Annotated in this window: 12 protein-coding genes and 1 pseudogene; 5 read left to right on the top strand and 8 right to left on the bottom strand. The window is 64.1% G+C overall.

The genetic code is table 11. The features are described from left to right. Positions 1–13 precede the first annotated feature (13 nt). Positions 14–933, bottom strand: a pseudogene (locus V8N38_RS15665) (pyridoxamine 5'-phosphate oxidase family protein). Positions 934–937: 4 nt separating this feature from the next. Then, positions 938–1,555, bottom strand: coding sequence for a glutathione S-transferase family protein (locus tag V8N38_RS15660; RefSeq protein ID WP_060439647.1), 618 nt, complete (start codon positions 1,553–1,555; stop codon positions 938–940). A gap of 98 nt (positions 1,556–1,653) precedes the next feature. Between V8N38_RS15660 and V8N38_RS15655 the strand changes: the two genes are divergently transcribed. From V8N38_RS15655 to V8N38_RS15635, 5 genes are all read left to right on the top strand, one after another. Next, positions 1,654–2,565 carry a LysR family transcriptional regulator gene (locus V8N38_RS15655; protein WP_047730355.1) on the top strand — a complete coding sequence of 304 codons (912 nt, stop codon included), beginning with the start codon at positions 1,654–1,656 and terminating at the stop codon, positions 2,563–2,565. Between the two features lie 147 nt (positions 2,566–2,712). Continuing rightward, on the top strand, positions 2,713–3,510 hold the full coding sequence (locus V8N38_RS15650; protein WP_147839779.1) for an alpha/beta hydrolase: 798 nt from the start codon (positions 2,713–2,715) through the stop codon (positions 3,508–3,510). A 1-nt stretch (position 3,511) separates the two neighbouring features. Further along, on the top strand, positions 3,512–3,883 hold the full coding sequence (locus V8N38_RS15645) for a RidA family protein (protein WP_060420560.1): 372 nt from the start codon (positions 3,512–3,514) through the stop codon (positions 3,881–3,883). A 57-nt stretch (positions 3,884–3,940) separates the two neighbouring features. After that, the gene (locus V8N38_RS15640; protein WP_147839780.1) at positions 3,941–5,128 is read left to right on the top strand and encodes an aromatic amino acid transaminase; all 1,188 of its coding nucleotides are present in this window, start codon (positions 3,941–3,943) and stop codon (positions 5,126–5,128) included. Between the two features lie 20 nt (positions 5,129–5,148). After that, positions 5,149–6,546 carry an amino acid permease gene (locus tag V8N38_RS15635; protein WP_147839781.1) on the top strand — a complete coding sequence of 466 codons (1,398 nt, stop codon included), beginning with the start codon at positions 5,149–5,151 and terminating at the stop codon, positions 6,544–6,546. A 37-nt stretch (positions 6,547–6,583) separates the two neighbouring features. On the opposite strand, the gene paaY is transcribed toward V8N38_RS15635, so the two are convergent. The 6 genes from paaY to V8N38_RS15605 form a co-directional block, all read right to left on the bottom strand. Continuing rightward, the gene (gene paaY / locus V8N38_RS15630) at positions 6,584–7,180 is read right to left on the bottom strand and encodes a phenylacetic acid degradation protein PaaY (RefSeq protein WP_021505794.1); all 597 of its coding nucleotides are present in this window, start codon (positions 7,178–7,180) and stop codon (positions 6,584–6,586) included. 12 nt (positions 7,181–7,192) lie between these two features. Continuing rightward, entirely contained in the window at positions 7,193–8,131 is a 939-nt protein-coding gene (gene paaX, locus V8N38_RS15625; protein ID WP_060420571.1) for a phenylacetic acid degradation operon negative regulatory protein PaaX, read from the bottom strand. Between the two features lie 78 nt (positions 8,132–8,209). Beyond that, positions 8,210–9,517, bottom strand: coding sequence for a phenylacetate--CoA ligase PaaK (gene paaK / locus V8N38_RS15620; RefSeq protein WP_049201370.1), 1,308 nt, complete (start codon positions 9,515–9,517; stop codon positions 8,210–8,212). A gap of 15 nt (positions 9,518–9,532) precedes the next feature. After that, a complete protein-coding gene (pcaF, locus tag V8N38_RS15615) occupies positions 9,533–10,738 on the bottom strand; it encodes a 3-oxoadipyl-CoA thiolase (protein ID WP_087763113.1) in 1,206 nt (401 codons plus the stop codon). Next, complete coding sequence (gene paaI / locus V8N38_RS15610) at positions 10,735–11,175, bottom strand: hydroxyphenylacetyl-CoA thioesterase PaaI (RefSeq protein WP_016927190.1); 441 nt, start codon at positions 11,173–11,175, stop codon at positions 10,735–10,737. Before paaI ends, pcaF begins: the two co-directional genes overlap by 4 nt. Beyond that, positions 11,172–12,701, bottom strand: a complete 1,530-nt coding sequence (locus V8N38_RS15605; RefSeq protein WP_147839782.1) for a 3-hydroxyacyl-CoA dehydrogenase — start codon at positions 12,699–12,701, stop codon at positions 11,172–11,174. Before V8N38_RS15605 ends, paaI begins: the two co-directional genes overlap by 4 nt.

Here is a 12,701-nt window from a genome sequence, read left to right as displayed (position 1 = left end):
GGGGCTTTTCATTTCAGCGGTGCCACACTCCGGTCGCCAGCGTCGCCGGTGAATACTCCAGATCGCGTCCCCGCCACGGCAGCGCCGCCGCAAAACGCCAGGCGCGGTGAACGTCAAACCGCCAATAGCGTTCCGCCCCTTCAACGCCGGGATCCCCTTGCGCCTGCCAGAGGATCTGCGTTTTTCCTTGCAGGTGCAGCACGTCGCCGCGATCGAAATCGATGAACAGCAGCGCCGCCCGCGGTTCGGCCAGCAGGTTGCCCAACGTATTCATATAGCGGTTGCCGCGAAAGTCCGGCATCCACAGCGTGTCGCCTTCCAGATGGATAAAGCCGGGGCGCCCGCCGCGATGGGAAATATCGACGCCGCCCTGCGTCAGTTCCAGGTGCGCACCGCTGGCGACGAAGCTGGTGTCTGCGGTGCGGATCAGCGCCTGCGCCGCCGCATCGAGCGACGCTAAATGCTCAACCGGCTGTGGCCGGCTCTCCACCGGGTAGAGTTCGCGGCGCTGAATGTACTGCGGGCAGTTGCCGAAGCTTTGGTGAACGACGATCTCCACCCGGTTTTTGTCGGTGCGGCCGACGGTGCCGTTGGCGCGGTTGCGCCGCCGGTTGCTGAAGTCGAGCCCGAGCGCGCCGACCGGTTTGCCGGGCAGTAACAGCGCCTGGGCGGGATCGTCGCTGCGGCGCGGCGCGGCGCGCTGATGCGCAGGTGCGTGTCGTCCGGCGTGCGTAAAAATCCGGGCGGGCCGCTGAACAGGGTGGCGATGGGCCAGTCCTGGTCGTCCAGCGTGGCGACGAACAGGTAGGGCAGTGCGGCAAAAAACGCACGGTGCTGATCTGGCATCGCGGGGTAGATGCCTCCGCCTACGCGATCGAAACCGGCCAGCGTCTGCGCGCGCAGCTCATCGGGGTGGAACCGTTGCGGGATCATGGCGTCAGCTCGCCGCCGGTGCCGGCAGGGCCGGCATGGCGAAGAAGCCAGGAAGCGCCGCGATGCTCGCCACCCAACGCCGTATGGCGGGGTAAGGCGCCAGCGAAATGCCGCCTTCGGCCGCGACCGCCACATAGCTGTAGCAGGCCAAATCGGCGATGGTCGCCTGTTCACTGGCCAGATAGCCGCGCTCGCTCAGGTGCTGTTCCATCTGCGGCAGAAAACGATCGCTGATTGCCCGCGCCGCCTGATAATCCTCCGGCACCGCGAACTGGGCGATCAATCGGCAGGAGGCCGGGCCGTAGCGGACTTCGCCGGCGGCTTTGGAAAGCCAGGCCTGCACCCGCGCCGCCGCCGCCGGCTGTTCAGGCAGCCAGTGGCTGTCCGGCGCATAGCGTTTCGCCAGATAAACCAGAATGGCGTTGCTGTCGGCCAGCGTCAGATCGCCGTCCTGCAAGACCGGGATCTGGCCAAACGGGTTGAGCCGGCGAAAGGCCGCGCTCTGCCGCACGTCCGCCGAGGCCTCTACCCATTCATAGGGCAGCGCCAGCATGCGCAGCAGCAACGCCACGCGGTGAACGTGGCCGGAAAGCGGGGTGCCGTAGAGGGTGATGGTGGACATGGCGTTTCTCCTCAGTGTTTTTTTTCAGCATACTCTTGCGGTGAATGAGCGGAATCCGGCAATGTGGAAATTGATAATTTCACTTATCGGAAGAGTCTATGGATCGGTTAGACGAGTTGGCCATCTTCGTGGCGGTGGTGCAGCAGGGCAGCCTGGCGGCCGCCGGGCGCAAACTGCGGCGCTCGGCGCCGGCGATCACCCGGGCGATCGCCGCGCTGGAACAGCGGTTCGGCACCCGGCTGGTGGAGCGCACCACCCGGCGGCTGGCGCCCACCGAGGCGGGCGTGCGGTTGCTGGAGCGCGCGCAACAGCTGCTGCAGGATTATCAGGCGGTGGTGCAGGATACCGCCGAAGCGCAGCTGAGCGGCTTGCTGCGCGTCACTTCGCCGGTGCAGTTCGGCCGCCGCTACGTGGCGCCGGTGGTGATGGCGTTTCTCGATGACTACCCGCAGATGCAGATCGAAATGGTGTTGAACGATCGCAATCTCGATCTGATTGACGAAGGGCTGGATATCGCGGTGCGCATCGGCCATCTGCAGGACTCTTCGCGCGTGGCACGGCGGCTGGGGCAGGTCAGCCGGGTGACGGTCGCCAGCCCGGCTTACCTGGCGCGCTGCGGCGAGCCGCGCTCACCGGCGCAGCTGGCGGAGCATGCCACCATCGTCGGCACTCAGCGGCCGTCGCTGCGTGAATGGCGCTTCGGCCCGCAGGAAAACGGCGAGCGGGTGCGCTTGGCCCCCCGACTGTTGCTCAACGATGTGGAAGCGCAGCTGCTGGCGGTGCGCGCCGGCAAGGGCATCGCCCGGCTGCTCTCGTATCAGGTAGCGGACGATGTGGCCGCCGGTACGCTGGTGCGGCTGCTGGCGGACCATGAACCGTTGCCGATGCCGGTGCAGCTGGTGGCGCAGCAGGCGCAGCGCATGCCGCTGAAGGTGCGTGCCTTTTGGGATTATGCGTTTGAGCGGCTAAGCGCATTGCCGCAAATTCAGCCGGACGGGCGGGGAAAATAAGCGCAAAAAGTTTCATGGGTTAAACTTTTTCGCTGCCGGTGTTGTTTTATTTTACCGGGCGCGCATTGCTGATAGACCCGTCTTGACAATAATGTTGCCGGTGCTAATAGTTAATTCATATTTTAAATAATAAACGAAGTTTAATATATGAAACTACTTGCGGGGAGCTATGACAACGGCGCTGCGGTGGATAATGAAGACGCTATTTTGGCTTCATTTCAGACCCGCAGCGCGGCTATTTATCATCAGACAAAACATGAAAAGAATATTGCGTATGGCGAAAGCGAACGCGAGACGATGGATTGGCTCTATTCTGCAAAGCAGCACCAGGGGACGTTAATTTTTATTCACGGCGGCTATTGGCAATTCTGCGATAAGGCGGATTTCGCCTTTATCGCCGCCGGGCCGTTGGCGTTGGGTTTTGACGTGGTGCTGGTGGAATATGCGCTGGCGCCGGCGGTTAATCTTGACGCTATTTGTCGCCAGGTGGGGGCGGCGCTTGATGCTATTCAGCGCCGTCTGCCGCCGCACTATGCCCATCCGGTGCATCTGTGCGGCCATTCCGCCGGCGGGCATCTGGCGGCGTTTTGGCAGCAGCATGCGTTGGTGGAGGCGGTCTTTCCCATCAGCGGCCTGTTCGAACTGGCGCCGCTGCAAGAGAGCTATGTCAATCGGGCGCTGCAGCTGACCGAGCGGCAGATTGAAACGCTAAGCCCGGCGCGCCACCCGCCGGCGCGCAGTAAGCCGCTCACGCTGTATTACGGCGCAGCTGAGCTGCCGGAGTTGATCGGTCAGTCGCAACACTATCACGCGGCGCTGCGCCAACGCGGGTTGCCGGCCGAACTGGTCGCGGTGCCCGGCGCCAATCATTTCACCATTCTGGATGCGTTGTTCGCCGCCGACGGCGCGCTGCTTCGCCAACTTGACCACCACGGGAACCACTGACATGCGCGAGATCGTAGAGACCGGGCTGCCGGACATCGGCCAGCCTTTTTCCTGGGCCACCCGGGGCGGCGGCATGCTGTTTACCGCCCACGGCCCGGTGCGGGCGGACGGCAGCATCGAGACCGGCGCGCCGGAGCAACAGATTGCGTTAACCTTCGATAACCTGGCGCAGACGTTGAAGGCGGCGGGCAGCCACAGCGATAAGGTACTGCAGGTGATCGTTTATCTTACCGACGTCAACGACGTTAAATTGCTCGATGATATTTACCGGAAATACTTTAATTATCCTTATCCCAATCGTTCCACGGTTATTGTCGAAAAACTGGTGGTGCCGGGAATGAAAATAGAAATCACCGTCAGCGCCATCGCCTGATTTAATTTTTATTAAGTCTGTCTTCATATTAATTCAATAACGAGTTAAGGATGCGTCATGTTTAAACAGATTGCACCTTCTGCAGCCGATCCTATTATGTCGCTGATGGAAGCCTATTTGCAGGACCCCAATCCGAAAAAAGTGAATTTAGGCATTGGACTCTATTACGACCGGCAGGGGAATATTCCGCTGATGCAGGCGGTGGAGGCCGCCGAGCAGCGGTTGCTGGCGCTGCGTCGCCCGCACGGTTATCCGCCGATCGAAGGTTCGCCGCAGTTCGCTCGCCAGGTGCAGGCGCTGCTGTTCGGCGAGCAACAGGCGGTCGAGATCGCCACGGTGCAGACCGTCGGCGGCTCCGGTGCGCTAAAGTTGGCGGCGGATTTTTTGCGCCACTTTCTGGCGCGCGGTGACATTTGGGTGTCCGATCCCACCTGGGCCAATCACTGGGCGATATTTGAAGGCGCCGGGCTGCGGGTGAATACCTATCCCTACTTTGACGAAGCGGCGGGCGGCCTGCGTTTCGCCGCCATGCTCGACGCGCTGGACAGCCTGCCGCCCGGCAGCGTAGTCCTGTTGCATCCTTGCTGCCATAACCCTACCGGCACCGATCTGACGGCGGAGCAGTGGCGCGCCACGCTCGCCGTGCTGCAGCGGCGTCACCTGCTGCCGCTGTTCGATCTCGCCTATCAGGGCTTCGGCGACGGGCTGGAGGAGGACTGCTTGGCGTTGCGCGAAGCGCTGAAAACCGATCTGCCGTTTTTGGTCTGCAACTCGTTTTCCAAAAACGTGGCGCTGTACGGCCAGCGGCTGGGCGCGCTGTCGGTGCGCTGCGCCGATGCGGAAAACGCCGCTAACGTCAAAGGCGCGTTAAAAACGCTGATCCGCCGCAGCTACTCCTGCCCGCCGACGCACGGCAGCCAGATCGTGGAAACCCTGCTCGGCGACGCCGAACTCGGTGAGCTTTGGCGCAATGAGCTGGCGGAAATGCGCGTGCGCATCAAGCAGATGCGTGAGCAGCTGGCCGCCGGCCTGGCGCGGGGAGGTTCTTCGCTGGATCACCGGCGCATACGCGATCAGCGCGGCATGTTCAGCTATACCGGCCTGAACGAAGCGCAGCTGCAGACCCTGCGGCAGCGCTATGCCATCTATCTGGTTTCGCCCGGCCGCATGTGCCTGCCGGGGCTCAACCCCGGCAATATCGACTACGTGACCGCCGCCATTCTCGACGTCACCCGTACCGCCTAACTTCGCTCGGGAACACAGCCATGCCACAGATGAATGATTTTGAGCATATCGCCCGCCGTCAGGGCGGGTTGAACAAGCATCTTACCGCCGGGCAGATGTCGATGCTGGCGATCGGCGGCGCCATCGGCACCGGGCTGTTTCTCGGCAGCGCCTACGCCATTCAGATGGCGGGGCCGTCGGTATTGCTGAGCTACCTGATCGGCGGCGTTATTGCGCTGCTGTTGATGGGCAGCCTGGCGGAAATGACCTCCGAACACCCGACGCCCGGTTCGTTCGGCGACTATGCCGAATTCTACCTCGGCCCGCTGTTCGGTTTTCTGGTGCGCTATTCCTACTGGTCTTGCGTGGTGCTGGCGGTGGGCACCGAAGTCACCGCCATCGGCATGTACATGCAGTTCTGGTTCCCGGCGACGCCGACCTGGCCGTGGGTGCTGCTGTTCTCGGCGGCGGTAATCATCGTCAACGTGATCGGCGTGAAGTCGTTCGGCCAGGTGGAATACGCGCTGTCCACCGTCAAAGTGACGGCGATCGTGGCGTTCATTCTGATCGGCATCGGCATTCTGGCGTTCTCGGGCAACCCGGCCTACGGCCTGCGCAACCTGACCGCCGGCGGCTTTATGCCGTTTGGCATCAAGGGCATGTGGTTCGCGGTGATCGTGTCCATCTTCAGCTACCTGAGCATTGAAATGATCGCGGTGGCCGCCGGCGAGGCGAAAAATCCGGTGATTGCGGTGAAGGCAGCGTTCAAGGGCACCATCGTGCGGCTGTTCATCTTCTACATGCTGTCGATCGCCCTGATGCTGGCCATCGTGCCCTGGCGGCAGTCCGGCACCGGCGAAAGCCCGTTCCTGATGGCGATGAACGTGATCCATCTGCCCGCTGCCGCCGGTATTTTCAACTTTATCGTGCTGGTGGCGGCGCTGTCGGCGATGAACAGCCAGCTGTATATCACCACCCGCATGATGTTCTCGCTGTCGCGCGCCGGGCAGGCGCCGGCGGCGTTGGGGCGCGTCAGCCGGCGTGGCATTCCGGTCAATGCGCTGGCGATGTCGTGCATCGGCATCGTGGTGTCTATCGTGCTGAGCCTGGTGGCACCGGAAACGTCGTTCGCCGCCATGATGTCTATTTCGGTGTATGGCGCCTGCTTTACCTGGCTGATGATTTTCGTCACCCACCTGTTCTTCCGCCGCCGGCATCGGCAGACCCACCTGAAGTTCCGCATGTGGGGGTTCCCGTATACCACCTTGCTGGGTGCCGGGCTGATGGCGGCGCTGATGATCTCGACGGCGTTTACCGAATTCTTCCGCATGACGCTGTGGTTCGGTATTCCGTTCACCTTGCTGCTGGTGGTGGCTTATCACGTCCAGAGCCGCCGCGCGGCCGTGCCGTCGCCGTTCAAGGCGCCGGAGGTGGAGTAATAAGGGAAGGGGCTGAGGCGTTCCTCAGCCCCGGGGATTACAGCTGGCTTTTCGGGATCAGGTGGTCGCCGAAGCTCAGGCGTTGGCGGCCCGGTTCGATTTCGGTCAGCGGCGCCACTTCGTGCAGCGAGGATTTGCAGCGCTGTACCAGATCCTGATACTCGCGGGTGCCTGCGATCTTCCAGGCCAATTCCTGTTCGGTCAGATCGCGCAGCACGCGCGCCGGGCTGCCGACCACCAGCTTGTTGGCTTCGATCACCGCCGCGGCTTTGACGAACGCCATCGCGCCGACGATGGTGTTCTCGCCGATTTCCGCGCCGTCCATCACCACCGCGTTCATGCCCACCATCGCATTGCGGCGAATGCGGCAGCCGTGCAGGATGGCGCCGTGGCCGATATGGCCGTCTTCTTCCACCACCGTGTCCTGCTGCGGGAAGCCGTGCATCACGCAGTTATCCTGAATGTTGGCGCCGTCGCAGATCACCAGGCGGCCAAAATCGCCGCGCAGGCTGGCATTCGGGCCGATGTATACGTGCTTGCCGACGATCACGTCGCCGATCAGCACCGCCGTCGGGTGCACGTAACTGCTGGGGTCGACGACCGGCGTCAGGCCGTCAATCTGATACACAGGCATAGCGTGAGTTCCTTAAAATGTAGGGTCGCGCGGCAGGCCGCCGAAGCGCCGATAGTAGCCGGCGGCCGGCGCGGGCAGGGCGCCGATGGTGGTTTCCGCCAGCGCGCTGACATATTCCGTTGCGGCGCGATCGACCTGTTGATAAAGATTGATGCACAGGTTGCGGGCGATCTGGCCCTCCCACTGCGCGGGCAGCAGCGCGTCCGGCAGCAGCGGATCTTTCAACACCACGCGACGGAAGAAGTGAATCAATAATAGCTTAATCTGGAAACAGCGCAGCGGCGTCAGCGCCGACGGGTCGACTTCGCGCAGCAGCGCCATCAGCGGCCGGAAGGAGACGATAAACTCGTGATAGCCGGCCGCCACCTCGTTTAGCGACCAGCAGTCGGCCACCAAGTTCTGCAGGGTTTGCTCGGAGCGGTTATAGGGATAATCGGCGCGGAAGTAAATCACCTGCTCGCTGGCGTTCAGCTCGCCGAGCAGTGCCGTCACGTCGGTTTGCGCATGGGTGGGGGCGGCCATCAGGTTGCTGGCGATTTGCCCGAACCCGAGCCAGCCCAGCTCTTTTTTCAGCCGCGCGCGCTCGTTTTTTTCGGCGCTTTCCAGCAGCAACAGCTCCCACTTGCCGTCCCAGGCGGGCTGCTCGCGCAGATAGATTTTCGATTCGGCGTGGCGGAACTGGCGCATCCCTTGCTCGGTCACGCGGTAGAAGCTGCGGCGGCCTATTTTTTCCACCGCCAGCCAACCCTCTTTCTGCAGGCGGAACACCGAGGTGCGCACGAAGCGATCGCCGAAGCCGAAGGCCTCCAGCAGCGCGCTCAGGCTGCCGAGCCACACTTCGCCGCCGCGGTGGCTGAGCGCGTCGCCGTACAGCGAAATGATCAGCGAGGTGCCGCTGATCGGCTGCGCGTCGACGGCATGGCGAATGAACTCATCCAGTTTATGTTCCATATTTTTCCATGGGTTAGCCTTCGATGAGCCATAACATTACCATAATTTAAGGCGGCGTCATCCGTGACGCCGTGCGCCTCAGCGCGGCCGCAAATCGACCACGCGCTGCGCTTTGCCTTCCGAGCGCGGAATATCGCCGCAGTTGGCGATGCTGACGTCGGTGCTGACGCCCACGATCGATTTGATGTGGTGGCGTAGCTGGTGGCAGATGTCGCAACGCTGCTGGTGGCTGAGGCTGAGCGCCGACTCCTTGAGCTCGACACGCACCGCCAGCGTGTCCAGGTGCCCGCTGCGGCTGACCTGCAGCTGGTAGTGCGGCGACAGCTGCTCGAACTGCATGATCTGCTCTTCCACCTGCGACGGGAAGACGTTGACGCCGCGGATGATCAGCATGTCGTCGGAGCGGCCGGTGATCTTGCCCATGCGGCGCATTTGGCGCGCGTCGCCCGGCAGCAGCCGGGTGAGATCGCGGGTGCGGTAGCGGATCACCGGTAGCGCTTCTTTGGTCAGGGTGGTGAACACCAGTTCGCCGTGTTCGCCGTCCGGCAGAGCAATGCCGGTTTCCGGGCAGATGATCTCCGGCAGGAAGTGGTCTTCCCAAATGGTAGGGCCGCCGCCGCTCTCCAGACACTCCATCGCCACGCCCGGCCCCATCACTTCCGACAGGCCGTAAATATCCAGCGCCTTGATGCCCATGCGGGTTTCGATCTCGTGGCGCAGGGCTTCGGTCCAGGGTTCAGCACCGAACACGCCGAGCCGCAGCGAGCAGCCGCGCGCGTCGCCGCCCATCTTGCGCTCCAGCTCGTCGATCAGCGTCAGGCAATAGGACGGCGTCACCATGATGATGTCGGGTTTGAAATCGAGGATCAGCTGCGCCTGGCGTTCCGTCTGGCCGCCGGACATCGGGATCACCGTCGCGCCGAGCCGCTCTGCGCCGTAGTGTGCGCCCAGGCCGCCGGTGAACAGGCCGTAACCGTAGGCGACGTGCACCTTGTCTTTGGCGGTGGCGCCGCCGGCGCGCAGACAGCGGGCGACGATATCGGCCCAGTTATCGATGTCGCGCTGGGTGTAACCCACCACCGTCGGGCGGCCGGTGGTGCCCGAGGAGGCGTGGATGCGCACCACCTGTTCCATCGGCACCGCGAAGGTGTCGAACGGGTAGTTGTCGCGCAGATCCTGCTTGGTGGTGTAGGGGAAGCGCGCCAGATCGCTCAGCTGTTTGAGATCGTCGGGGTGCACGCCGGCCTGGTCAAATTTGCGTTTGTACATCGGCACATTGTCGTAGGCGTGGTGCAGCGTCCACTTCAGACGCGTCAGCTGCAACGCTTCAATCTCATCGCGCGAGGCGAATTCGATCGTTTCGAGGGGCTGTGGATTTATTGTCATGGTTAGCCTCAGGGGTCAGACACGCTCAATGATCATGGCGATGCCTTGGCCGACGCCGATGCACATGGTGCAAAGCGCGTAGCGGCCGGCTCGCCGTTCCAGTTCAAACAGGGCGGCCAGCGCCAGGCGCGCGCCGCTCATGCCCAGCGGATGCCCCAGGGCGATCGCGCCGCCGTTGGGGTTGACCTGCGGGGCATCGTCCGGCAGGCCAAGCTGGCGCATCACTGCCAACGCCTGGGCGGCGAACGCTTCGTTCAGTTCGATAACGTCCATCTGCGCCAGGCTCAGCCCGGCGATTTCCAGCACCTTGCGGGTGGCCGGCAGCGGGCCGATGCCCATCAGCCGCGGCTCCACGCCGCAGGTGGCGGTGGCAACGATGCGCGCGCGCGGCGTCAGCCCCTGGCGCGCCGCCATCGCTTCGGAGGCGACGATCAGGGCCGCCGCACCGTCGTTCAGGCCCGAGGCGTTGCCGGCGGTGACGCTGCCGGGCTGACGAAACGGGGTTTTCAGCGCCTGCAGCTGATCAAAGGTGGTGTCGGGGCGCGGGTGTTCATCCTGGCTGAACAGCGTCACCGCGCCTTTTTTGCCGGTGAGGCTGACCGGGGCTATCTCCTGCGCCAGGTGGCCCTGCGCCTGCGCCCGGGCGGCGCGCTGCTGGCTGCGCAGCGCAAAGGCGTCCTGATCGGCACGGCTGATGTTGAACTGCGCCGCGACGTTTTCGGCGGTCTCCGGCATTGAATCAATGCCGAACTCGGCCTGCATCCGCGGATTGACGAAGCGCCAGCCGAGGGTGGTGTCGTACAGCTGCGCCTGGCGGCTGAAGGCACTGTCTGCCTTGCCCATCACCAGCGGCGCGCGGGTCATCGATTCCGCGCCGCCCGCCAGCAACAGCCCGGCGTCACCGGCCTTGATGCTGCGCGCCGCCATCGCCAGCGCATCCAGGCCCGAACCGCACAGGCGGTTCACCGTGGTGCCGGACACGCCGACCGGCACGCCGGCCAGCAGCAGCGCCATGCGTGCCAGGTTGCGGTTGTCTTCCCCGGCCTGGTTGGCGCAGCCGAGGATCACGTCGTCCAGCTGCGCCCAATCTACCTGCGGATGGCGTTCCAACAGCACGCGCAGCGGCAGGGCGGCGAGGTCGTCGGCGCGCACCTGGGCCAGCGCTCCGCCATAGCGGCCGATCGGGGTACGCACGCCGTCGCAGATAAATGCCTGATTCATGCCTGATCTCCTAAAATGCTGTGGCCGAGGCGGTGCGCGCGGCCGCGGAACCAGGCGACGGTTTTGCCCAGTTGGTTAACGATTTCGACGTCATACAGCCCGGTGGCTTTGCCCTGATGGCGCACCGCCGCGCTGGCGGTGAGGCGATCGCCGGCCAGCGCCGGGCGGACGAAGTCGATGCTGCAGCCGGAGGCCACCGCCGCCAGCCCCTGGCTGTTGCAGGCGTAGGCGAAGGCGGTGTCCGCCAGGCTGAACAGCTGGCCGCCGTGGCAGGTCTGGTGACCGTTGAGCATCTGCGGGCCGACGGTCATGCTGACCTGAGCGTACCCGGCGTCGACGGCATCGATGTGCATCCCCATCGCCTGAGCGCAGGTATCTTGTTGGAACATCTGTTCGGCGCAGCGCTGAGCCAGCGCGCGCGGCGTATTGGCGTTCATCGTTCGGCTCCTGGGAAAGAGGCGGGGGAAGCGTAGCGGCGCAGCAGCGGCATCGGGCGATAGCGCGCTTCGCCGTAATAGCGTTGCAGATTTTCCAGCGTTGCCAGAATGTGGCGCCAGCCGAGCGCGGCGCCCCAGGCCAGCGGGCCGCGCGGATAGTTGACGCCGCGCAGCATCGCCAGATCGGTATCTTCGGCGCTGGCGACGCCTTTGTTCACCACGTCGAGCGCTTCGTTGGCCAGCATGGCCAGGGTGCGCATCGTCAGCAGGCCGGGGTAATCCGGCAACGGAATGACCTGCTTGCCGAGGGACTGCAGCAGGCGAATCGCTTTGGCATTGTGTTGCGCATCGTTTTGCGCCGCGCAGCTGATGGCGATGGCGGAGGCGTGCGCATAGTCGGCACAGAGATCGAACAGCACCACGGGCGTTCCACGTTCGTCGGCCAGTTGGCCGGCGGTTTTACCATTGGTTAACATCAGTGTAACGTCGTCGATCGTGACGTGTGGGCTGGTCTGGCCAGGTTGTTTGATCGCCCCCGCATTTTCGCTTAACAGCTGCGCCAAATCGGCCAGCGAAGACCAGTCGCCGTGCAGCGTAACGCGTTGCGGCAGTGCGGCCTGCGCCGGTGGCGCAAAGGTGATCGCGGCGGCGGATCGCGGGGCGTCGTAGCGGTAGAAACCGCGGCCGGATTTACGGCCGAGGTGCCCGGCGGCCACCAACTCCTGCTGCACCAGTGAGGGCGTGAAGCGCGGATCCTGATAGAAGGCCTGATACACCGATTCGGTCACGGCGTAATTGACGTCCTGGCCGATCAGATCGGTCAATTGCAGCGGGCCCATGGCGAAGCCGCCGGCGTCGCGCAATACCGTATCCAGCGTGGCGGCGTCGGCCACCTGTTCCTCCAGCGCGCGCAGGGTTTCGGCATAGAACGGCCGCGCCACGCGGTTGACGATAAATCCCGGCGTCGAGCGGCACACGACGCTCTGCTTACCCCAGCGCTGTGCCAGGGCCTGCAGCGCGGCGAGGGTCTCGGCGCCGGTCTCCAGGCCGCTGACGATCTCCACCAGCTTCATCAGCGGCGCCGGGTTGAAGAAGTGCAGCCCGGCCATGCGGGCCGGGTGTTGCAGTGCCCCGGCGATGGCGGTGATCGACAGCGAAGAGGTATTGCTGGCGAACAGCGTCGTGGGTGCGCAGAGCGCCTCCAGATCGCGGAACAGGCCCTGTTTGATCGCCAAATTTTCCGCCACCGCTTCAATCACCAGCGTGCAGTCGGCCAGCTGCTCGAGCGAGTCGGCGCATTCGAGGCGCGCCAGCAGGGCTTCGGTGGGCGCGGCGTCGGCCTTGCCGTCGTCGACCCGCTGGCGCAGGCGGCGAGCGAGATCGTCGATCGCGCGCTGGGCGGCGGCGGGCGCGATATCGAACAGCCGCACCGGGTGGCCGGCGGCGGCGGCCACCTGGGCTATGCCGATACCCATGGTGCCGGCGCCGATCACCGCCACCTGGCCGTTAAGAAGGGGCGCGTTCAT

The organism is Serratia nevei, assembly GCF_037948395.1.
Classification (GTDB): Bacteria; Pseudomonadota; Gammaproteobacteria; order Enterobacterales; family Enterobacteriaceae; genus Serratia; species Serratia nevei.
The sequence above is the reverse complement of the archived record's forward strand: the minus strand, read 5'-3'. Positions and strand labels throughout refer to the sequence as shown.

Bases quoted from the DNA above. Each gene is read 5' to 3' on its own strand.
- V8N38_RS15645 (WP_060420560.1), top strand. From the start codon at position 3,512: ATGCGCGAGATCGTAGAGACCGGGCTGCCGGACATCGGCCAGCCTTTT.
- paaX (WP_060420571.1), bottom strand. From the start codon at position 8,131: ATGGAACATAAACTGGATGAGTTCATTCGCCATGCCGTCGACGCGCAG.
- V8N38_RS15650 (WP_147839779.1), top strand. From the start codon at position 2,713: ATGAAACTACTTGCGGGGAGCTATGACAACGGCGCTGCGGTGGATAAT.
- paaY (WP_021505794.1), bottom strand. From the start codon at position 7,180: ATGCCTGTGTATCAGATTGACGGCCTGACGCCGGTCGTCGACCCCAGC.
- V8N38_RS15635 (WP_147839781.1), top strand. From the start codon at position 5,149: ATGCCACAGATGAATGATTTTGAGCATATCGCCCGCCGTCAGGGCGGG.
- V8N38_RS15655 (WP_047730355.1), top strand. From the start codon at position 1,654: ATGGATCGGTTAGACGAGTTGGCCATCTTCGTGGCGGTGGTGCAGCAG.
- V8N38_RS15660 (WP_060439647.1), bottom strand. From the start codon at position 1,555: ATGTCCACCATCACCCTCTACGGCACCCCGCTTTCCGGCCACGTTCAC.
- paaK (WP_049201370.1), bottom strand. From the start codon at position 9,517: ATGACAATAAATCCACAGCCCCTCGAAACGATCGAATTCGCCTCGCGC.
- paaI (WP_016927190.1), bottom strand. From the start codon at position 11,175: ATGAACGCCAATACGCCGCGCGCGCTGGCTCAGCGCTGCGCCGAACAG.
- pcaF (WP_087763113.1), bottom strand. From the start codon at position 10,738: ATGAATCAGGCATTTATCTGCGACGGCGTGCGTACCCCGATCGGCCGC.
- V8N38_RS15640 (WP_147839780.1), top strand. From the start codon at position 3,941: ATGTTTAAACAGATTGCACCTTCTGCAGCCGATCCTATTATGTCGCTG.
- V8N38_RS15605 (WP_147839782.1), bottom strand. From the start codon at position 12,701: ATGAACGCGCCCCTTCTTAACGGCCAGGTGGCGGTGATCGGCGCCGGC.